Here is a 23,989-nt window from a genome sequence, read left to right as displayed (position 1 = left end):
TTTTTTACGGTTTTACCTTACTTTTTTTACGGTAAAATACTTATAGGTGCATTTTAAATTAGTTATTATTGTATGTTTATGTTTTAGGTTTTACGTAAAACATTTTTTTTTTGTGAAAAAAAAAATGTTAAAATTACCTTAAAAATAAGTACTTTTAATAAATTATAAACCACCAGTCACATATAAATAGTATGAAAAAAAAAAACTTAATTGCTTCTTTTTTTAAATCAAATATTTTCTTTTTATTCCTTCTGTTAAATCTAGTGCAAACTATAAATGTTTACTCCCAATCTTGTACAGTTATAGCAGGATTACCACAAACTATATGTGCTAATGAACCTTTGGTTTTACAAGGTATAAGAAATGGAACTTTTACAGATGGTCCAATTTGGACTCAAATTTCAGGACCATCTGTAGTAATTAGTAATCCAAATATTGATGAACCCATAATTACAGGATATACAGGTGGTAATGTTTATAAATTTAGGTATTCAGGAACTTGTGGAAATGGAAATACACCTTTTCAAGATGTAACAATTACAGTAACAAATATTACAGTTGCTGATGCAGGAAATGATGTTGCTTCATGTCCAGATAATTCGGGTTCTTTAGTTATTATTGGTAATGAGCCAAATGTTATTTCTGGTGAAACAGGAAAATGGACGTTCTTGAATGGAGATAATGCTGCAGGTGTTGTAATAACAAATACAAATTCTGCTTCGACTGTAATTACACTACCAAAAACAAATGGAGGAGTAACAACATTAGTATGGACGATAACTTCATCATCAGGTAGTTGTGAATCTTCTGATCAGATTACAGTTACTAATTATGGAGGATTAGATCCAGTATTTGCAGGAGCAGATGATGAGTTAGATGGTTGTTATACTGTAAGTCAATCAACAAACTTAGCAGGTAGTTTTGGTGGTAGTGGTTTAAATGGTCAACAAGGAACATGGTCATTTGTTAGTGGGCCTTCTTTACCTACGATTGCAAATGTTAATCGGAATAATACAGGAGTATCAAATTTAATGGAAGGTGATTATGTTTTTAGATGGGATGTCGTTGGACCGTGTGCATCAGGTAGCGATACAGTAACTATAAAAATTCTTCCAGCTACGCAAGATGTAACAGTAGCGTCAACAAGTGGGAGCCAAAGAATCTGTGACGCTTCAGTTACAGAAGTTACATTATCTGGATCTTTACCTAATTTTGCAGATGAAACTGTTTTATGGGAACAAGTAGATAGTCATGCAGCTGTAACAATTGTAGATGATGGTAGTAGTACTACTCAAGTAACTGGTTTGGTGCCACCTGGTGGGACAAATAAAACATATGAATTTAAATATACGATAAAAAATATAGTAACAAATTGTGAAACATCTGCAAATGTTTTTATAAGGTATAATGTATCAAATATTAGTATTGTAGCTAACGGAGGGGCAGATGTAGTTTTAGACTGTGATATCAATGAAATAGCTATTCCTTATACTTCTGTAGGGGGCAATAGAACAGTATATACAATAACCGATGGACCTACTGCTTCTTTATTAGCATTCCCTGTGTCATTAGGTACAAGAAGCGGTGCAAATGGAACAAGAAAGGTAACTGGTTTTGATGTTCCTGGAATGTATACTTTAAAATTAGTAAGAGAAAGAACAGGGAGCCTATTATTGGGGTGCGATGAAGCAAGTAGTACTATAAAAATTTATGTATCTAAAAGCCCGTCAGGAGCTGTTACAGGTACAGATCAACAATTTGTTTGCGGTCAAGTTGATGGAAGTATATCAGGAAATATAGTTGCATTAGGAGAAACATCTTTATGGTCTTTATTAGATGGAGATCACGGTATGACTAATGCCGCTATTGATGATAGATATGCATCAAGTACTAGTATTACAGGACTTATTCCCGGTACTTATGTTTTTCAGTATACTGTTACTTCAGGAGTTAATTGCCCTCCAGCTATAGATACAACTACAGTAATAGTAACTCCATTAAGTAATTATCCATTAGAAGCTGGTTCTCCCCAAGATGTCTGTATTAATGGTTCAGCCCAATTAGCAGCCGACCCTTTACTTGAAAGTCAAAAAGGAGAATGGTCATCACCAGATGGATTAACCTTCTCTCCAAATATAAACGATCCTAATGCAATTGTAACTGGTTTTACACTAGGAAGTAACCCATATACAATTACATGGACTGTAGATGAAGCTGATGGATATAGAGATTGTGGAGCGCCAGCTGTAGACACCGTTGTTATAACAACTACAGCGTTTGAATCACCAACACTTGCAAAAGCAGGTATAGATCAGTGTATTTCATCAGGAAGTACAACAGCAACATTACAAGCTAATAGTTCTTTGCCTTTGAAAGTAAATGAACAAGGTACTTGGACGCAAGTTTCAGGGCCAACAATAGCAACTTTTAGCCCGTCAATCAATGACACAAATGCTAGTTTAGCAAACTTAATAAATGGTCAATATGAATTTAGATGGACAATTGACAGTGTTCCATCTGGTGTAAACTGTAGCTCAACAACCGATACGGTTAATATTGTAATAGCAGATACAAATGTTCCTGTTAGTGCTGGTTCAGATCAAAGTTTGTGTGTAACATCAGTAACTGGTTCATTTCAAATGAATGCTATAGATCCAGCAATATTTGGTGGAATAGGAACTTGGAAATTAGTGTCAGGTAATACAGGTTATATAGTAGATAATATTAATAGCCCTATGGCTGAGTTCTCTAATTTATCAAACGGAACTTATGTTTTTGAATGGGATATTTCATATGGAGGATGTACTTCAAGTCTTCCTTCAGAAACAGTGACAATAAATATAGGGATTGCCCCAACAGCTGCAGTTATTACGACTCCATCAGGAGCAGTTTGTAATAGTAGTCAAACTTTAATAAATGCTAATGCTTTATTAAATCCAAACGAAGAAGTTGGTTTTTGGACAATAGTTTCAGGGCCAAATACGCCAATGATAACGTATCCTGTGGCAGAAGATAAACATAATATAAACGTTAATGGATTAGTTACAGGAAGTTATGTTTTTAGATGGACAACATCAAGTAATTCAATTATTTGTCCTGACGATTCTGCTGAGGTAACGATTAATGTATATAAAGCTTCTACAACAATATCATCAATTAATCTTTGCGAAGTAACAAGCGTTTTTTTAGAAGCTACTGAAGGTACAACGGGTGTATGGAGTTTGGTATCAATTAATACTGTAGTACCTACACCTGCTGAAAATACAGCACATTCACCATCACAATCTCCAAGTAATAGTAATGTTGCAAATGCAAATGTAATTCCTGGGAATACTTATGTTTTTGAATATACAACAGATTATCCAGGTTGTCCGAACTCTTCTGAGCAAGTAACAGTAACGATTAGTGATGGGCCAAGTGAAGCTCCAAATTTAGGGCCACCTGTTACAGTCTGTTTAGATGATCCAACACCAGGAGTAAATACTTCATTAAATGTAATGGCACTTAATGCTGCTATTCCTGCAGATGTAAATGCTGTTGAATGGAAAGTTTTATCAGAACCTACAGGAGCAAGTGCTTCTTTTCCACCTACACCACATACTTTATCATCTACCATCAGTGGATTAACTAAACCAGGTTTATATATTGTTCAACTTAATTTTTCTTCTAGTTTTTGTACAGATTTGGCTGATATTCTTAGAATTGAAGTGTTTGAAAGCCCAAAACCTATAGAAGCAGGTACTGCTAATAATAACGCTTGTCAATTAGATTATAAAACTGATGCAACACCATCAGAATCAGGAATAGGAACTTGGACAATTACGAGTCACCCAATAGGATCAGGAGGAACAGCAACAATTGATAATATTAACAATCCAGTTACTAGTTTATCAGATATAGAGGTTGGAGAATATGAGTTGACATGGACAGTTTCTAATGGCTCACCATATGGAATAGGAACTCCATGTGGCCCTCAATCAGATACTGTTATTGTTACATTTCCAGCTTTACCTCCTTCTACCGCAATAGCTGGTATAGATCAGGAATTTTGTGATGTAACAAGTACTTTTTTAAATGCAACACCTTTAACAGAAGGTACTGGTACATGGACAATAGAGAGTTCGCCAATGGGAAGTGCGGTAAATGTACTTTCACCTAATAACCCTAATAGTTTGGTAAATGGACTTGCTCCTGGTACTTACGAATTTAAATGGACAGCAGTAGGTGGTGGTTGTTCAAATTCATCAATAACAAAAATTGTTGTTTATACAGACCCTATAACGACAGAAGCTGGTCCAAATCAAGCTTTACCAGAATTTTCTAGTGTAACACTCGGAGCAACACCACCAACTGTAGGAGTTGGTACTTGGAGTCAAATATCAGGTCCTTCTACAGTTTCTTTTATAAATGTAAATAGTGCTACCACAGCATTAGGAGGAACACAAGTAGGAACTTATGTTTTTGAATGGAGTATTGATAATGGTTCTTGTAATAAAGCTACAGATCAAGTTACAATAACTATTAACCCAATTTCAGATTTAGAACTCACTAAAACAGTGTCAAATTCTAACGTAAATATTGGTGATGTAGTAACATTTACGATTGCTATTTATAATAATGATTCGAGTGGATCTAATTCAGAGGCAACAGGAGTTAGTGTGTCTGACATTTTACCGATAGGTTATTCTTTGGTGCCAGGAACTGTTTCTAACGGTGGCTCTTTTGATTTGGGAGCTCAAAAAATTACTTGGACAAATTTAAGTATTACAAGTGGGGCTACTATAAATTTAACCCTTAATGCTACAGTTAAAGAAACTGGTCCCTATGTTAATACAGCTCAAATTATTACAAGTGATAATTTTGATCCAGATAGTATACCTAATAATGATGATGGAGACCAAAGTGAAGATGATGAAGATTCAGCAGAAGTAACTATTCAGTCAACAGATTTAAGTTTAGTTAAAGGGGTACAGAATTCAGGAACAGTTTTACCAGCTAATGTAGGTGACATAATTACTTTCGAATTAGTATTAACTAATGCAGGAGTAAATGATGCTACAGGAATTAATATTAAAGATGTTATTCCTACTGGTTATAGTAATATTACGAATATAAGTAATGGAGGAACTTTATCAGGAAATATTATTAATTGGAGTGGATTAGGTTTAACAACAGCTACAGGTACTTTAAGTCTTACGTATGATGTAAAAGTTAATATTCCAGTAAATTTAACTAATGAGTATAAAAATATAGCAGAAATTATAGCAAGTGATCAATTTGATCCAGATAGTACACCTAATAATAACATTATAACCGAAGACGATCAGTCTTCATTTACTATTCCAACCCCTCAAACGGCAGATTTAAGTTTATTAAAAAGTGTAAGTAATGCGAGTCCAAATGTAGGTGATGTAGTAACCTTTACATTATTAGTAAGCAATGCAGGAAATAACGATGCCACCAATGTAAGTGTTGTAGATGTTGTGCCTGCAGGCTATAGCGGCATCACAAACATCAGTGGAGCAGGAAGTTTAGGCGGAAGTACAGATACAGTAACATGGTCTAATTTAACCGTTACCAATGGCGGATCTGTAAGTTTAACTTTTGAAGCAACAGTAGATGCCCCAACAGGCGTATTGAATGAGTATTTAAATGTAGCAGAAATCACTGCAAGTGATCAGTTTGATATTGATAGTGATGTTACGAGTGATGCAAGTGTAGATGATAATGGCGATGGAATATCGGATGATGATGAAAGTTCAGTATCGATAACAATCCAACAATCGGATTTAAGTATTGCGAAGACAGTTAGTAATATGGCTCCAAATGTAGGTGATGTTGTAACCTTTACAATCACAGTAACCAATGCAGGGCCAAATGTAGCAACAGGCGTTTCGATACAAGATATTGTACCAAACGGATATACGATCGGAACGATAAATGATAGTGGATTAGCAACAGGAACCACGATTGATTGGATAAGTTTAAGTGTACCAGCGAATAACGGAACCGTAAGTGTAAGTTATACGGCTACGGTATTAGCACCAGGAGCAGGAGTTGTTTATACGAACAATGCGGAGATTAGCGGAAGTGATCAATACGATCCAGACAGTGATCCAACGGTAGGTTCAGGAGTAGATGATAATGGCGATGGAATTTCAGATGATGATGAAACAAGTGTCACACCAACAGTTGAGCAATCAGATTTAAGTATCACCAAAGGATTATCAGCAGGAAGTGTAACGCCAAATGTAGGCGATGTATTAACTTTTGAGTTAACGATAAGTAATGCAGGCCCAAGTGCAGCAACAGGAGTTGAAGTAGTTGATGTATTGCCATTAGCAGGATATACATTAGGAACGGTAAACAATGCAGGAGTAGCAACAGGAAACACAGCAACTTGGAGTAATTTAGTAATTGCATCAGGAAGCAGTATTACATTAACCTATATGGCAACTGTTAAAGCACCAACAGGTGCCGTGAATCAGTATCGTAATGTTGCAGAGATCACCAAGAGTGATCAGCATGATCCAGATAGTGATCCGGCAGTACAACAGAGTACGACAGACCAAGATGATGATACCTTTTTTAGCATAACCCCACAACAATCAAATTTAAGTTTAGCAAAGAATTACGTTGATGATAATGGCGGCACTATAGAAGTAGGCGATGTGTTAACATTTACCATTGCATTAAGTAATGTAGGCGATGCAGCCACAGGCGTAGATATTGAAGATGTACTACCATTAGGTTATAGTTTAGTGCCAGGAAGTATTGATAATTCAGGAGTTTACAATGCAGGCGCAACAACAATTAATTGGAGTGGATTAAACGTAGCAGTAGGCGCAAGTTCAGTAAGTTTAACCTATAAAGTAACGGTAAATGCCCCAACAGGAGCAGCGAATGAATATCAGAATATCGCTCAGGTAACAGCAAGTGATCAGTATGATCCGAATAGTACACCAAATAATGATGTATCAGCAGAAGATGACCAGGATACAGAAACGGTAACCCCAAGTCAAGCAGATTTAGAATTGGCAAAAACCCCGAGTATATTAACTCCAAATGTAGGAGACGTAATCACCTATACAGTTGTTATAACCAACAACGGATCGAGTGATGCTACTGGAGTAAATGTTACCGATACCGTTCCAAACGGTTTACAAATCGTAAGTGCAGGAACCGGAACCCAAACAGGAAACGTTATTGTTTGGAGTGGCTTAAATGTATCAGCTACGGTAGGAAGTAATACATTGTCGGTAACTTATACAGCAAGAGTATTAGCCCCAGGAACAGGAATAAGTTATATCAATGTAGCAGAGATTACAGCAAGTGATCAATATGATCCAAACAGTAGTCCTAATAATAATGTTTTAACAGAAGATGATCAGGTAGCCTCAACAATTACGCCTCAAACGGCAGATTTAAGTTTATTAAAAAGTGTAAGTAATGCGAGTCCAAATGTAGGTGATGTAGTAACCTTTACATTATTAGTAAGCAATGCAGGAAATAACGATGCCACCAATGTAAGTGTTGTAGATGTTGTGCCTGCAGGCTATAGCGGCATCACAAACATCAGTGGAGCAGGAAGTTTAGGCGGAAGTACAGATACAGTAACATGGTCTAATTTAACCGTTACCAATGGCGGATCTGTAAGTTTAACTTTTGAAGCAACAGTAGATGCCCCAACAGGCGTATTGAATGAGTATTTAAATGTAGCAGAAATCACTGCAAGTGATCAGTTTGATATTGATAGTGATGTTACGAGTGATGCAAGTGTAGATGATAATGGCGATGGAATATCGGATGATGATGAAAGTTCAGTATCGATAACAATCCAACAATCGGATTTAAGTATTGCGAAGACAGTTAGTAATATGGCTCCAAATGTAGGTGATGTTGTAACCTTTACAATCACAGTAACCAATGCAGGGCCAAATGTAGCAACAGGCGTTTCGATACAAGATATTGTACCAAACGGATATACGATCGGAACGATAAATGATAGTGGATTAGCAACAGGAACCACGATTGATTGGATAAGTTTAAGTGTACCAGCGAATAACGGAACCGTAAGTGTAAGTTATACGGCTACGGTATTAGCACCAGGAGCAGGAGTTGTTTATACGAACAATGCGGAGATTAGCGGAAGTGATCAATACGATCCAGACAGTGATCCAACGGTAGGTTCAGGAGTAGATGATAATGGCGATGGAATTTCAGATGATGATGAAACAAGTGTCACACCAACAGTTGAGCAATCAGATTTAAGTATCACCAAAGGATTATCAGCAGGAAGTGTAACGCCAAATGTAGGCGATGTATTAACTTTTGAGTTAACGATAAGTAATGCAGGCCCAAGTGCAGCAACAGGAGTTGAAGTAGTTGATGTATTGCCATTAGCAGGATATACATTAGGAACGGTAAACAATGCAGGAGTAGCAACAGGAAACACAGCAACTTGGAGTAATTTAGTAATTGCATCAGGAAGCAGTATTACATTAACCTATATGGCAACTGTTAAAGCACCAACAGGTGCCGTGAATCAGTATCGTAATGTTGCAGAGATCACCAAGAGTGATCAGCATGATCCAGATAGTGATCCGGCAGTACAACAGAGTACGACAGACCAAGATGATGATACCTTTTTTAGCATAACCCCACAACAATCAAATTTAAGTTTAGCAAAGAATTACGTTGATGATAATGGCGGCACTATAGAAGTAGGCGATGTGTTAACATTTACCATTGCATTAAGTAATGTAGGCGATGCAGCCACAGGCGTAGATATTGAAGATGTACTACCATTAGGTTATAGTTTAGTGCCAGGAAGTATTGATAATTCAGGAGTTTACAATGCAGGCGCAACAACAATTAATTGGAGTGGATTAAACGTAGCAGTAGGCGCAAGTTCAGTAAGTTTAACCTATAAAGTAACGGTAAATGCCCCAACAGGAGCAGCGAATGAATATCAGAATATCGCTCAGGTAACAGCAAGTGATCAGTATGATCCGAATAGTACACCAAATAATGATGTATCAGCAGAAGATGACCAGGATACAGAAACGGTAACCCCAAGTCAAGCAGATTTAGAATTGGCAAAAACCCCGAGTATATTAACTCCAAATGTAGGAGACGTAATCACCTATACAGTTGTTATAACCAACAACGGATCGAGTGATGCTACTGGAGTAAATGTTACCGATACCGTTCCAAACGGTTTACAAATCGTAAGTGCAGGAACCGGAACCCAAACAGGAAACGTTATTGTTTGGAGTGGCTTAAATGTATCAGCTACGGTAGGAAGTAATACATTGTCGGTAACTTATACAGCAAGAGTATTAGCCCCAGGAACAGGAATAAGTTATATCAATGTAGCAGAGATTACAGCAAGTGATCAATATGATCCAAACAGTAGTCCTAATAATAATGTTTTAACAGAAGATGATCAGGTAGCCTCAACAATTACGCCTCAAACGGCAGATTTAAGTTTATTAAAAAGTGTAAGTAATGCGAGTCCAAATGTAGGTGATGTAGTAACCTTTACATTATTAGTAAGCAATGCAGGAAATAACGATGCCACCAATGTAAGTGTTGTAGATGTTGTGCCTGCAGGCTATAGCGGCATCACAAACATCAGTGGAGCAGGAAGTTTAGGCGGAAGTACAGATACAGTAACATGGTCTAATTTAACCGTTACCAATGGCGGATCTGTAAGTTTAACTTTTGAAGCAACAGTAGATGCCCCAACAGGCGTATTGAATGAGTATTTAAATGTAGCAGAAATCACTGCAAGTGATCAGTTTGATATTGATAGTGATGTTACGAGTGATGCAAGTGTAGATGATAATGGCGATGGAATATCGGATGATGATGAAAGTTCAGTATCGATAACAATCCAACAATCGGATTTAAGTATTGCGAAGACAGTTAGTAATATGGCTCCAAATGTAGGTGATGTTGTAACCTTTACAATCACAGTAACCAATGCAGGGCCAAATGTTGCGACAGGCGTTTCAATAAAAGATGTAGTACCAAACGGATATACGATCGGAACGATAAATGATGGAGGGGTAGCAACAGGAACCACGATTGATTGGATAAGTTTAAGTGTACCAGCGAATAACGGAACCGTGAGTGTAAGTTATACCACTACGATATTAGCACCAGGAGCAGGAGTTGTTTATACAAACAATGCGGAGATTAGCGGAAGTGATCAATACGATCCAGACAGTGATCCAAGCTCAGGAGCTAGTGTAGATGATAATGGCGATGGAATAGCAGACGATGATGAAACAAGTGTCACACCGATAGTTAAACAGAACGATATTTCATTAACTAAAGTAGTAACAGATGGTAATTATACACCAATTATTGGGAATGAAATTACATTTGATATTGTAGTAACAAATGATGGGCCTAGTTCAGCAACAGGAGTAAATGTGGTTGATTTACTACCTTCAGGTTATAGTTATGTAAGCCATACAGTATCATCAGGATTTTATACACCAGCAACAGGAATATGGGACGGACTTGATGATATGCCAAATAGTACATCTCAAACTTTAACAGTAACAGCAATAGTATTATCAACAGGTAATTATAACAATATTGCAGAAGTTCTGTTCGTAAATGAGTTTGATGTAGATTCTGTACATGGTAATGGAATTTTGTCAGAAGATGATATGGATGATGCAGTAGTTACACCTATGTTATCAAATTCTGATTTATCACTAACTAAAGTAGTAACAGATGGTAATCATTCACCAGTTATAGGAAGTCAAATTACATTTGATATTGTAGTAACAAATAATGGACCTAACAGAGCAACAGGAATAGATGTATTAGATTTATTACCTTCAGGTTATAGTTATGTAAGTCATACAGTATCATCAGGATTCTATACATCAACAACAGGGTTATGGGATGGGTTAGATGATATGCCAAATAACACATCTCAAACGTTAACAGTAACAGCAACAGTATTAGCAGTAGGAAACTATAATAATATTGCAGAAATAATGTCTTCAAACGGAAATGATTCGGATTCTGTTCACGGTAACGGAATTTTATCAGAAGATGATATGGATGATGTAGTCGTTACTCCAATAATTCCTTTAGCAGATTTATCTTTAACTAAAGCAGTTGTAGATGGAGATATAACACCACTGGTTGGTGATGAAATAACATTTAAATTAACAGTAACCAATGATGGACCAGAAGATGCTACGGGAGTAAAAATAACAGACTTATTGCCATCAGGTTATGATTTCGAAACATTTAGTTCTTCAACAGGAACTTATAATGAAATTTCAGGAGAATGGATTATTGGTAATTTAGCAAACGGAGCTATTGAAACATTATTAATAGATGTAATTGTTAAACCAACAGGTGTATATTTAAACACTGCGGAAATAACAGGTTCTAATATTTTAGATAATGATTCTACTCCAGGAAACGGTTTAACAACCGAAGATGATTATGCAGAGGCTAATACAACACCTATTCAAACGATTGCAGATCTTTCGATAAGTAAAACAACTGTAGGAGGTATAACAACTGCACAACCAGGTGATGCATTACGTTTTCAAATTAATGTAAGTAATGCTGGGCCTAACACAGCAACAAATGTAGAAGTGTTAGATATACTACCAATAGGATTTTCGTATGAACAGTTTAGTACAACATCAGGTGTGTATAATCCAATAACAGGGTTGTGGACAGTAGATAATATTCCAGCAAACGGTTCTCAAACATTATTTATAGATGTTATAGTTAATAACCCTACTAACACTGCAAATGAGTTTATCAACTTTACAGAAATTGTAGCTTCAGATCAAATAGATCCTGATAGTGATGTGAGTAGTGATGCTTCATCTGATGATTTAAATGATGGAATAGCCGATGATGATGAAGCTAATTTTGTTGTGCAAGTAGCATTTGCCGATTTAGAGTTAATTAAATCAGTAGGTAATCAAAATGCAAATGTAGGAGATGTTATAACTTTTACATTAAAAATTAATAATTTTGGACCAAATGATGGAACAGGAGTTGCTATTGAAGATATTTTACCAATTGGTTATAGTGCTATAAATAATATAAGTAATGGAGGCTTATTAAATGGAAATATAATTAATTGGTCTAATTTAAATGTACCATTAACAGGTTTAACAATTACGTACGAAGCCACTGTAAACATGCCAACATTACAAGATGGAGAATATTTAAACATAGCTCAAATAACAGCTAGTGATCAATTTGATCTTAATAGTACACCAGGAAACGATGACGGTGATCAAAGTGAAAATGATGAATCTAATAGTTTTATAAATACACCAACAGCAGATGTAACAGTTACTAAAGAAGTAGATGTTTTAGAGCCATCGATTGGCGATATTATTACTTTTACGATTACTGTAGGTAATGAAGGACAAATAGATGCAACATCAGTAATCATTTCAGAAGTTTTACCTTCAGGATATGAATATGTATCGTCAGTTTCAACTTCAGGTTCTTATGATAATAGTGGTGGTGAATGGAATTTACCAATGGTATCTGTAGGTTCTTTAGAAATATTAGAAATTGAAGTTAAGGTATTAGATATTAAAGATTATTTAAATACGGCATCATTAACATCTTTAGATCAAATAGATTCAGATACAAGTAATGATACTAATAGTGCTGTAATAACACCTATTTGTCTTAAAGTTCATAATAAGTTTTCACCAAATGGAAATACTGAAAATGAAGTATTTTATATTGATTGTATTAGTAATTACCCAAACAATAAATTAGAAATTTTTAATAGATGGGGAAATATTGTGTATTCTAAATTAGGATATGACAATACTTTTGAAGGAACATCTAACGGAAGAGCGGTAGTTAATAAGGATGTGCAATTACCAGTCGGAACATATTATTATGTACTTGATTTAGGAGATGGAACTAAAGTTAAGGTAGGATGGTTATATATTGTTCGATAAAAATTAAAAATAAGATAAAAACCTTTTTTAAAAAATGAAAATGTATTTAAAATTTAAAATATTATTAGTCTTGTTTTTAATTTTACAAACTATAACTTGTTTAGCTCAACAAGACCCTCAGTATACAAATTATATGTTTAACCCTTTATCTGTAAACTCAGCCTATGCAGGATCTAGAGGTCATTTATCGGTAACAGCATTGCACAGAAGCCAATGGGTTGGTGTAGATGGAGCACCACAAACACAATCATTAAGTATAGAATCTCCAATAGGTAAAAACCTTGGTTTAGGATTATCGTTGGTAAATGATCGTTTAGGGCCTGCAAAAGAAATATACATTGATGCTAATTTTTCATATACCATACGCTTAAATAATGAAAGTCAGTTATCTTTTGGAATGAAAGCAGGAGGAAGGTTACTTAATGTTGATTTATTTGATGGTTTTCAAAATCAATCAGACATCGCATCAATTAATAATAAATTTCTACCAACAGTTGGAGCAGGTATTTATTGGCGAAATGAAAAAACATATTTTGGTTTATCAGTACCAAACTTTTTAACAAATAAATATTTTAATAGAGATGATTTTAGCACTAATAATTATAAGGTAAGTGCAGAGCGTTTACATTATTATTTAATTGCAGGTAAAGTTTTTAATATTAGTTCGAGTGTGAAATTTAAACCCGCGTTTTTAGGGAAATTTGTTGCAGGAGCTCCTGCAATAGTAGATTTGTCTGCTAATTTTATGCTCTATGATACAGTAAGGTTAGGAGTTGGATATCGTTGGGATGATTCTTTTAGTGGATTAATAGGAATGCAAATTAGCCCAAGGTTATTATTAGGATATGCGTATGATTTAACAACGACAAGATTAGGCGATTTTAATTCAGGAACACACGAAATAATGCTGCGTTATGAGTTAATAACAAAAGAAAAACAATTAAAATCACCTCGTTTCTTTTAAAGTTTATGAAAATGAAAAAAGCAATTATATTAGTATTAATCTTATGGCTAGGGAGTTCATCTTTTGCGCAAAGCGTTACTACATACAATCAAATAGATAAAAGTTCAACACCTAAAGCAGATAAATTTTTTAAAAGAATGTGGTATAAAGAAGCTGCAAAAATTTATGAAAGAGAATTAAATAGTTTAAGTAAAAAGAAAAACAGAGATATTGATTATTTAAGAGTATTAAAAAAAGCAGGAGATTCTTACTTTTTTAATACAGATATGAAAAATGCGAATCGTATTTACAAGCAATTAATATCAAACTATTATCCAGAAATAGAGGCAGAATATGTATTTAAATATGCGCATAGTTTAGAAGGTATTGGAGAGTACAAAGAAGCAAAGTACTGGATGAAAAAGTTTTCTAGAATAACAAAAAAAACAGATAACAGATCAGAAAAGTACAATCAAGAAAATAAAACAATCGAAGATATACTTGATATAGAACCTCAGTTTATTTTAACTAATTTATCAATAAATACAAAGTATTCAGATTTTGGGCCTATGTATTATAAAGATAAATTAATTTATTCATCAGCGGTAGATTCATCAAATTATCATACAAGAATTTATCATTGGAATGAACAACCTTTTTTGAATATGTATGTAGGTACAATCAATAAAACAGCATCAAACGTTAAAAAGGATGGAGATTTTTCTGAAAATTTAAATACGATATATCATGAAGCAACATTAGCTTTCTCGGCTGATGAAAAAAGGGTTTATTTTACAAGAAATAATTATAATGGTAAATTAGAAAGAGATAATAAAGGAACAAATCATTTAAAGTTATATAGTGCCGATTTAATTAAAACAGGAGAAGGCAGCATAGCTGAGTGGAAAAATGTAAAAGAGTTACCGTTTAATAGTGAAAACTATTCTGTGGGGCATCCCTCAGTGAGTAGTGATGGTAAATTATTATATTTTGTTTCTGATATGCCAGGATCTATCGGAGCAACAGATATTTTTGTTGTTGATATTTTAGAAAATCAAATTAACAATAACAAAGATTCAATATATACGAGCTATTCTAAACCAAGAAATCTTGGAGATAACATAAATACAGCCGGTAGAGAAATGTTTCCTTACATAACAGATAATGCATTGTATTTTGCTTCAGATGGTTATTTAGGTTTAGGAGGATTAGACGTTTATCAAAGTACAGCTAAAGAAAGTAGTTTTAGGAAACCCGTAAATTTGGGAGCACCATTAAATAGTAAATTAGATGATTTTGCATTTATTATTAAAGAAGATAAAAACACTGGATTTGTATCATCTAATAGAAAACTAGGAAAAGGTGATGATGATATTTACTCTTTTGTTAGAGTACCTACAAAATTAATAGAAATACAAGCATGTAATCAATTGGTAAAAGGTTCGGTATCAAATACAATTACAGGAGAAACTATTTCTAATGCTAAAGTAGCACTATATAATAAAAATGAAGAATTGCTAGAAACAACAATAACAAATATAAACGGAGCTTATACGTTTACAAAAGTATTTGATTGTAAAACAAAATATAAAATTGTAGCATCAAAAACTGGGTATCAGCAAAAAAATAAACCATTATTAACAGGAACAAAAACAGGTGAAACAATTGTTCCACTAGGTTTAGAAACACTAAACGAACTTATAGTTGAAGAGAAAGGATTATTAAAAATTAAAATAGGAATTATTTATTTTGCTTTAAATGAAGCACGTGTTAGAATTAATGCAGCTATTGAACTTAATAAAATAGTAATATTAATGATGCAGTATCCTAAAATGGTAATAAGAATAGAATCACATACAGATTCACGTAACACAGATTCTTATAATTTAAGTTTATCAGATAAAAGAGCAAAATCAACTAAAGAGTACTTAATTAAAAGTGGTATTCAACCAAATAGAATTGATAGTGCCAAAGGGTATGGTGAAAGCCAATTACTTAATAAATGTTCTGATGGAGTGAAATGTAGTTCTTTAGAGCATCAATTAAATAGAAGATCAGAATTTATAATTATAAAAATGTAAAAAGCTCTTTTTACATTTTAGCTAATGTTAAGAATATGTTTCTTTTTAATGGATTTTTAACATTAGCTAAATTGGGTTGATAACAAATTAAACTTATTTGTTTCTATTCTTAATTTGAATAACTTGAGCTGCGATACTTACTGCAATTTCTTCAGGTGTTTCACTTTTTATAGATATACCAATAGGTGCGTGAATAGTATCTAAGTCATCTTGAGTAAAACCTTCTTTTAGTAAAACTTCCCACATAGTTTTTAGTTTCGCTATGCTACCTAAAACTCCGATAAATTTATAATTATTTTTAATTAGCTCACCCAAAACTAATTTGTCATCAGTGTATTTATTAGTCATAATAGCAACGTAACTAGAGTTTCCTTGCGGAATATAATTACTAATAGTATGATAGTCAGTTACTAATTTTTGATGTGCAAAACTATTATTTTCTAAGGTGTTTAAGTTTTCTCGATTATCAAAAACAAAAACATAAAATCCAAGTTTTACAAAGATTTCTGAAACAGCAACACCAACATGACCTCCACCAATAATATATAAAGTTTCCCTAAAACCAATATGTTCAATAAACGACCAATCTTTATTCGAGTTTATTTGAAAATCAAATTGATTTTCTATTAATTTATGTGAAAAATAAAATGAATTGGATGTTAAACTTAATGTGCCTTTTTCTCCATTAAGTAAACAATTAATGATATTTTGAATATCAGAAATATATTCTGAATTTAAACAATGAAAAGCAATCGTTTGTTCGCCAGAACAAATCATACCAGAACCATTTTTTATATTTCCTTTATGAATTTTTTTTTTTATAAATGTAGGTTGATTTTTTTCTAGCAGTAATTTTTGTACTTCTTCAACTAAAGAGAATTCCATAACTCCACCACCAATAGAACCAAATATAAAACCATCTTCAGCTACAAGCATTTTAAAACCTTTCCGTCCAGGAGAACTTCCAAAATTTTCAATTACTGTTAAGACATATACTTTTTGATTGCCTTTAAGTTTACTTAATATGTGTTGCCAGAATTTCATTTTTCTTTACTTATTGTCATTGCGAGGAAGTATGACGAAACAATCTGTAACAAGAGACTACTTCACTTTGTTCGAAATAAACATTTAATTAAAAATAGTTTCACTTAATGCGTAATAAATAGCAGTTATAGCAGAGAAAATAGCACTTGCTAAAAAACGCCAACTGAGTTTCACTTTATTTTGTATTAGATAATTTGCAATAAATGAAATTGGGATATTCGCTAAGAAAGACCAAACAGCAATCGTTAATAAATAAGTATTTATTTGGTCGTGATTACCAGAGAATAACTTGATAAAAGCTAAATGCCTAAAAATCCATAAGGGATTAAAATATGCAATTGCTAATATTGTTTTTATTAATGTTTTTTTTATACCGTTAAAAGAAATAGTTTTTTTATCTATCCAAGAAAAATAATTAGGTATTTCAAAAGCATAAATAGTTGCGCCAACGAATACCATTCCTAAGAATCTATAAATAGAAAATTCATTTAATAAAAATGAAGCAATTGTATCTCCTACACTATAAATAATAGCGCCTCTGAATATGTTCTGTTTTGTGTATTGTAGTTTGATACTATTTTATGAATTAAGTTGCATATCAGATTCTAGAAGAGAATATATTTCGCTATCTAAAAATTTACCATCGAAATAATAATTTTCTCTAAAATAGGCTTCTTGCTTAAAATTAAATTTTAAAAGAGCCTTCTTAGAATTTTCGTTTTTAGGATTTATATTGGCCTCTAAACTATGCAAATTTAGTATATTGAAAGCAAAGTTAATTAGGGAAATCATGCTTTCTTTCATGTAGCCTTTACCCCAATAATCAGGATTTAGAACATAACCAATTTCTCCTCTAGAATTTTGTCTGTCTAATTTCCAAACACCAAAATCACCAATTAAAGTATTCGTTTCTTTATCTCTAATAGCCCAAGTAATTCCATTTTGTTCTTTAAATATTTGTTGCATATTATGAATTCTTTTTTCTGAATCTTCAACTGTTTTAAGGATTTCTGAATCCATATATTTTGAAACCTTCGGATGCGATCTAATGTACAATAAACTTGCAGCATCTTCCTTTCTATATTCTTTAAAGAGTAGGCGTTCGCTTTCTAGTTCAGGGAATTTTTCAAAAATAGTTTCATTTATTAAATGCATCATTTATTTATCGTATAAACCCATTAATACTTTTTCAGGAGTAAAAGGTGAATGGAATTTTAATTTATAATTCGGATTGAATTCTTTTACAGCTTGTTGAATGGCAAAGTATGCACCAATTCCATACATTAAAGGTGGTTCGCCAACAGCTTTAGATTTTTGAATTGCCATGTCGTTCCCTTTTGTTTCTACCGGGATCGTTTCTACTATTTTCGGTGCTGAAAAAATATCTGGTACTTTGTATGTAGACAAAGCATTCGATAATAATCGTCCGTCTTTATTATAAGCAATTTCTTCCATGGTCATCCACCCAATTCCTTGTGCTAAAGCACCTTCAATTTGACCAATATCAATACCTAAATTTATAGATTTCCCGAAATCATGTACTATTTTTACAGCATCAATTTCGTAGGTTCCTCGTAAACAATCTAGCGTTACAGTTGTAATTGCTGTACCATAAACATGATATGCAAAAGGATGCCCTTTTTCTTTAGATTTATCAAAATGAATAATTGGCGTTGCATAATGCGCATTTTCAGATAAAGCAACACGTTCTAACATTGCTTGAGCAATTAAAGCTTCCCAAGAAAGTGATGATTTTTTGTCATCAATAAAAACAAAATCTTCTTGAAAAGAAATATTTTTTTCTTCAGATGAAAGCATTTTAGCAGCTACTTTGGTTAACCTTTCGATTAAAGAATTACAAGCCATTTCAACAGCTTTTCCATTTAAATCAGCAGTAGAACTTGCTGCAGTAGGAGAGGTGTTGGCAACACGTGTAGTATTAGTGGTTTCTAGTTTTACTTTATTTGCTGAAATTCCTAAAATTGATTGTGCAACTTGCAACATTTTAGTATTTACACTTTGCCCCATTTCTACAGCTCCTGTAGAAACACCAACACTTCCATCTTGATAAATATGAATCAGTGCACGTGCATGATTCATAGGAGTATTCGTAAATGAAATTCCAAAAGTAATTGGCATTAACGAAATCCCTTTTTTATAGATTTTATTTTCTTTATTAAAAGTAGTAATCTCTTGTTCTGATTTTTCTAAATCGAATTTGTCTTTAGCAGTAAACCAAGTATTTTTTGCTTCTACTTGTGTTGCAATTTGACCGTAAGAAAATTCATCATTTTCAACTAATAAATTTACTTCTTGTATTTCTTTTCTGTTAATACCTATTTTATCAGCTGCATCAGCAATCGCACTTTCAATAACAAACATTCCTTGTGGTCCACCAAAACCACGAAAAGCTGTGTTTGGAGGTAAGTTTGTTTTACAACTAAAAACAGTGGTACTTACATTCGGAATAAAATAACTATTGGTTGCATGAAATAATGTTCGTTCTGCAATAGCAGGAGATAAATCTGCAGCGGCACCAGAATTTTGTAAAAATTCTACTTCAAAAGCTTTAATTTTTAATCCTTTTGTCAACCCTATTTTATAGAATGAAGAATACGGATGACGTTTCCCCGTCATTCGTAAATCATCATGACGGTTTAACATATATTTTACAGGGCAGTTTAAATGTTGTACAGCAACTGCAGTCATAACAGCCCAAGGTGTTGCCTGATCTTCTTTACCACCAAAACCTCCTCCTAATCTAATAACATCTACTTCAATTTTGTGCATAGGAATCCCTAATACTTTGGCAGCAGTTTTTTGTACTTGTGTTGGCCCTTGTGTAGAAGAAGTTAATTTTATACTTCCATTTTCTAACGGAACAGCATAGCATCCTTGAGTTTCTAAATATAAATGCTCTTGTCCGTTAGAAAAAGTTTCTCCTTCAAAAACATACTCACATTCAGAGAATGAATTAGTAGAATCCCCTAATTTAAAAGAACGTGGCGCATTTATAAAACTGTTTTTCTCTTTCGCTTCTTTTGCTGTTGTAATCACAGGAAGCTCTTCAATATCAATAGTGATTAAAGCTCTCGCTTTTTTAGCAATTGCTTCTGTCTTTGCAACGATAAAAGCGATTGGTTGCCCCCAAAAATGGACTTCATTTTCTGCCCAAAGTGGTTCGTCAGGAATAATTCCTCCAATTTGATTTTCACCTACAACATCTTTATAGGTAAATATTCTTACTACTCCTTCAAGTGCTTCTGCTTTAGAATAATCTACTGATTTTATTTTTCCGTGTGCTTTTGGTGAATCGAAACACAATCCAATTAAAGCATCTTGCCGTAATATTAAATCATCTACAAATAGCGATTCTCCTCGAACGTGTGTGTAACTATCTATGTTTTTCATCTTTTTAATTTTTATAGTCATTGCGAGGAAGTATGACGAAGTAATCTGTTTATAAAAGATTGCTTCATTTCATTCACAATGACGTTTAGAGCAATTTTTCTAGTTCAATTTTGCTAGGAAACAACTCTATGAAATGAGCAAAAAATAATTGTTTAGCTAATAATCGTTTGTATTCAGAAGTTCCCCTTACATCACTAATTGGAGAGATTTCTGATTGTAAAACAGCCTCAGCATTTTTTACCGTTTCAGCATTGATTACTTTTCCAATTAAATATTGGTTTGTTTTATATAAATATTTAGGAATTGCAGCTACACCACCAACTGAAAAATGAGCATCAGTAATTGTATTGGTTTCAATATAAATTCTTCCAGCCGAATTTACACTTGCAATATCTAAATGAGTACGTTTACTTACTTTTTCAAAATTGAAAGAATCATCTGTTTGAGGAACTTTAAAAGAAATGGATTTTAAAATTTCGTTTTCCTGTAAATCGTAGACTTTATAATTTTGATGAAACTCTTGAAGCGGAATTGTTCGTACTGTTTTATCTTCTTTTTGAATAGTTAAGGTTGAGTTTAAGGCTAAAAAGAAAATAGACATATCTCCAATAGGAGAAGCATTTACAAAATTTCCACCAATGGTTCCCATATTTCTAATTTGTTCAGAAGAAATTAACTTCATAAATTTTTTTAACTTTGGAAACAATATTTGCAGTTTTTTACTTTCTGCAATTTCAGTTACAGTTGTGTTTGCTCCTAATGTACAAGTTCCTTCAGAGAATAAAATTCCTTTTAACGCAGTATCATCCGCTAATAAGTAGATATTCTCTTCAGCCATCTTATCTGCATGACGTACGTAAATATCTGTTCCGTTGGCAATTTTAATTCCCGTTTTTTCAAATATTTTAGGCTGTAAATCTTTTAATTTATTTGGAATAGTATCAAAATAATTAGGAATGAATCCTTCTTTTATCAACCATTCAATTTGATGATTGTTATCTTTTTGTTGTAGTTTTTCTTCAATTTCAAAACCTGCTTTTTCAATAGATTTATAACCCGTACATCTACATATATTCCCGCTAATAGCATCGTTACAAGTGGTGCTTTTATTGCTTTCTAAAGCAAACCCTGTCATAGAAACTACAAAACCAGGAGTACAAAACCCACATTGAGTTGCGTAATTTTCTGTCATTGCTTTTTGAACTGTATTTAGTTCTTTTGGTAAGTTGATACCTTCTATAGTAACGATATGTTTTCCATTTGCATTTCCTAAAGGGGAAATACAAGAAGTTATGCTTTGATAGGCAATATTGTTGCTTTTTAATTCTCCTACTAAAACAGTACAAGCTCCACAATCACCTTCGCGACAGCCAATTTTTGTTCCTTTTAATTGTTGATATTCTCTAATAAAATCTAGTAAAGTAATACCCGCATTTGCGGATGTTTTGATAATCTGATTGTTGAGTATAAATTGTATCATATGCAGAAGGCAAGATACAAAAACGGAACGATTTTTTTTAAGTTGTTTTTAAATGAAATATTTAATTCCGTTAAGGCATCCTAGGATTCACTATTCGAGATCGAAATACTTTTAATAATTCTTTTTTTAAATATTTTACCTTCCGATTTTCAGGGCGATAGCGCGGATTTGCAATCCGAGCCGATAATGAGTACGTAATATGTATTAATTTATAATAAAAAAATGGTAGTTTAGAGCAGTAATGCTGAGGGTTATTATTTTAATTCAACACACAATTATAATGACTTAGGAGTATGTATGGTTTTTATAGATTAATAAAAAGTAAGCACGGATTTCAAATCCGCGCCATCGGGATTTTCAAAGTGAATGCTTACAATTGTTTCGATTAATGGATAGTTTTTTAAAGAAAAGAACAACAGGTACAGTTAACATTATTAACTAGTATTCCAGGAATCGGGCTTAAAACAGCTTTATTTATGCTTATAATAACAGATGGTTTTACCAAGTTTTAAAATTCAAAACAACTCTGTAGTTATGTTGGTATAACCCCTACAATACGAGAGTCTGGGAGTAGTGTAAGAGGTCGAAGTAGCATAAGTAAAGTTGGTAATAGAAAGTTACGGAATCTTTTGTTTTTATGCTCCTTTAATGCATGCAAACACAATAAAGCATGTAGAGATATTTATGAGCGTATTGTAAACAAAGGGAAGAGTAAAAAACTAACTTTAATAGCAGTTTCAAATAAGTTAATCAAACAAAGTTTTTCGATTGCAAAATCGGGTTTGCCTTATGATGAACCCCATGTTTCAGTTTTGTGAAAATAAGTAGTAATTATACAGAAAATAAAAGCTCAAAATACCAAGTAGTAGCATTTTGAGCATAGAATAATATTGTATTAATTTAATGAAGAATTTGTTTGGTTTTTACCTCAGTTCTTTGTTGTAGGTAGTTTTTTTACAATTGTTTTTTAATAACTCAATTCCTCGTTTTTGATCAAGTTCGGATAATTCATTCCAATCTTTACAAGCTAATTCAATTTTTCCAATTTCATAATAAATTGCAGCTCTGTTGTATAAAGCATCTATGTTTTTTGAATCTAAACTATAACTTTTTGTAAAATATTCAATTGACCTGTTAAAATCTTTATTCTGGTAAGCATTAATTGCTTTAGAAAAGTATTTTCCAGCTTTTTCAATGTCACTAGTTTCCCCACCATAATAATTGTCTAATAGATAAAAAGAATCAGTAAAGAATATCATTGAGATTCCGTAAAATGTTCTTGTTTTCTCATCTTTAAAGACAAATGGTAGCTCCAAGGTTTGAAGACCTTTAAACCTCTTTAATTTCCAAAGTTTATATGATTTATCAATAGTTTTTTTTATAAGATTAATTTTAAGAGAGTCCTCTGTATTACTGTAAGATATGTATGTTTTTATTTTTTTATTATATAAATCAATTTGAATTTTCCCTTTTGCTTTAAAATTGCTGTGTTTTTTCTTGAAAGCATTGTTTAATTCTAATTCAAGACTTGATTTTAAAGTTGGAGTGTAAAATTTATTTGCGATTTGATTTATATTTGTTCCTTTTCTTTCTTTTATTTTATTAAATAACTTTTGTTCTCTGACAAAATAAAACCTCTTTAGTTTGTCATTTCCTAAACCATCTATTTTTTCACAAATAACTAGAGTATCTTTCTTTATAATCTCCAAAGTATAACCAGATGTTGAAGAAGTTTTTATGAAATTATTTTTCAAGGTATAAGGAAAAGAACTTTCATTAACTCTATGTGTAGGCTTTCCATTTATTATCATTTTTTTATTCAGAATAGTAAAATTCACATAAGATGAATCAGTTAGAAATCTGTCTATAAGACTGCTTCCGTCTTTCATTTCAATATGATATTTAATCCAATTTCCTTTAAAAGCTAATGCATCTTTTTTTTGTGCAATTAATTTTGTGGAAATAATTATTATTAAAATAAGGATGTTTTTTTTCATTTCTTAAATTACCTACAACAATTAGATAAGCGTACCTTTTCTTGTAAAAG

9 protein-coding genes and 1 pseudogene are annotated in these 23,989 nt (G+C 32.9%); 4 read left to right on the top strand and 6 right to left on the bottom strand.

The features are described 5' to 3' along the window. Positions 1-191 precede the first annotated feature (191 nt). The 3 genes from CXF68_RS16485 to CXF68_RS16475 are packed head-to-tail and all read left to right on the top strand — an operon-like array spanning position 192 to position 16,007. On the top strand, positions 192-12,983 hold the full coding sequence (locus tag CXF68_RS16485) for a gliding motility-associated C-terminal domain-containing protein (protein WP_101046211.1): 12,792 nt from the start codon (positions 192-194) through the stop codon (positions 12,981-12,983). Between the two features lie 34 nt (positions 12,984-13,017). Further along, positions 13,018-13,947: a type IX secretion system membrane protein PorP/SprF gene (locus CXF68_RS16480; RefSeq protein WP_101046210.1), complete on the top strand. Its 930-nt coding sequence runs from the start codon at positions 13,018-13,020 to the stop codon at positions 13,945-13,947. A gap of 11 nt (positions 13,948-13,958) precedes the next feature. Continuing rightward, positions 13,959-16,007 carry an OmpA family protein gene (locus tag CXF68_RS16475; protein WP_101046209.1) on the top strand — a complete coding sequence of 683 codons (2,049 nt, stop codon included), beginning with the start codon at positions 13,959-13,961 and terminating at the stop codon, positions 16,005-16,007. A gap of 93 nt (positions 16,008-16,100) precedes the next feature. On the opposite strand, the gene CXF68_RS16470 is transcribed toward CXF68_RS16475, so the two are convergent. The 5 genes from CXF68_RS16470 to CXF68_RS16450 all read right to left on the bottom strand — a co-directional run bounded on the left by CXF68_RS16470 (position 16,101) and on the right by CXF68_RS16450 (position 21,942). After that, the gene (locus CXF68_RS16470) at positions 16,101-17,051 is read right to left on the bottom strand and encodes an XdhC family protein (protein ID WP_101046208.1); all 951 of its coding nucleotides are present in this window, start codon (positions 17,049-17,051) and stop codon (positions 16,101-16,103) included. An 84-nt stretch (positions 17,052-17,135) separates the two neighbouring features. Continuing rightward, entirely contained in the window at positions 17,136-17,510 is a 375-nt protein-coding gene (locus CXF68_RS16465; RefSeq protein WP_198553841.1) for a hypothetical protein, read from the bottom strand. 120 nt (positions 17,511-17,630) lie between these two features. Then, the gene (locus tag CXF68_RS16460) at positions 17,631-18,209 is read right to left on the bottom strand and encodes a GNAT family N-acetyltransferase (protein ID WP_232771674.1); all 579 of its coding nucleotides are present in this window, start codon (positions 18,207-18,209) and stop codon (positions 17,631-17,633) included. Next, a complete protein-coding gene (locus CXF68_RS16455) occupies positions 18,210-20,462 on the bottom strand; it encodes a xanthine dehydrogenase molybdopterin binding subunit (RefSeq protein WP_101047565.1) in 2,253 nt (750 codons plus the stop codon). It lies immediately after the preceding gene. 85 nt (positions 20,463-20,547) lie between these two features. Further along, entirely contained in the window at positions 20,548-21,942 is a 1,395-nt protein-coding gene (locus CXF68_RS16450) for an FAD binding domain-containing protein (protein WP_101046206.1), read from the bottom strand. Positions 21,943-22,346: 404 nt separating this feature from the next. Here CXF68_RS16450 and CXF68_RS16445 point away from each other — a divergent pair. After that, positions 22,347-22,760 (top strand): annotated as a pseudogene (locus CXF68_RS16445) (transposase); the annotation flags it as partial. A gap of 105 nt (positions 22,761-22,865) precedes the next feature. Here the strand turns inward: CXF68_RS16445 and CXF68_RS16440 are convergent. Further along, positions 22,866-23,939: a hypothetical protein gene (locus CXF68_RS16440; protein WP_101046205.1), complete on the bottom strand. Its 1,074-nt coding sequence runs from the start codon at positions 23,937-23,939 to the stop codon at positions 22,866-22,868. Positions 23,940-23,989 lie beyond the last annotated feature (50 nt).

The organism is Tenacibaculum sp. Bg11-29 (assembly GCF_002836595.1).
Lineage (GTDB): Bacteria > Bacteroidota > Bacteroidia > Flavobacteriales > Flavobacteriaceae > Polaribacter.
The sequence above is the reverse complement of the archived record's forward strand: the minus strand, read 5'-3'. Positions and strand labels throughout refer to the sequence as shown.

What these genes read in the sequence shown, in the direction of transcription:
- CXF68_RS16485 (WP_101046211.1), top strand. Translation starts at nt 192, where the DNA reads ATGAAAAAAAAAAACTTAATTGCTTCTTTTTTTAAATCAAATATTTTC.
- CXF68_RS16480 (WP_101046210.1), top strand. Translation starts at nt 13,018, where the DNA reads ATGAAAATGTATTTAAAATTTAAAATATTATTAGTCTTGTTTTTAATT.
- CXF68_RS16475 (WP_101046209.1), top strand. Translation starts at nt 13,959, where the DNA reads ATGAAAAAAGCAATTATATTAGTATTAATCTTATGGCTAGGGAGTTCA.
- CXF68_RS16470 (WP_101046208.1), bottom strand. Translation starts at nt 17,051, where the DNA reads ATGAAATTCTGGCAACACATATTAAGTAAACTTAAAGGCAATCAAAAA.
- CXF68_RS16465 (WP_198553841.1), bottom strand. Translation starts at nt 17,510, where the DNA reads ATGGTATTCGTTGGCGCAACTATTTATGCTTTTGAAATACCTAATTAT.
- CXF68_RS16460 (WP_232771674.1), bottom strand. Translation starts at nt 18,209, where the DNA reads ATGATGCATTTAATAAATGAAACTATTTTTGAAAAATTCCCTGAACTA.
- CXF68_RS16455 (WP_101047565.1), bottom strand. Translation starts at nt 20,462, where the DNA reads ATGAAAAACATAGATAGTTACACACACGTTCGAGGAGAATCGCTATTT.
- CXF68_RS16450 (WP_101046206.1), bottom strand. Translation starts at nt 21,942, where the DNA reads ATGATACAATTTATACTCAACAATCAGATTATCAAAACATCCGCAAAT.
- CXF68_RS16440 (WP_101046205.1), bottom strand. Translation starts at nt 23,939, where the DNA reads ATGAAAAAAAACATCCTTATTTTAATAATAATTATTTCCACAAAATTA.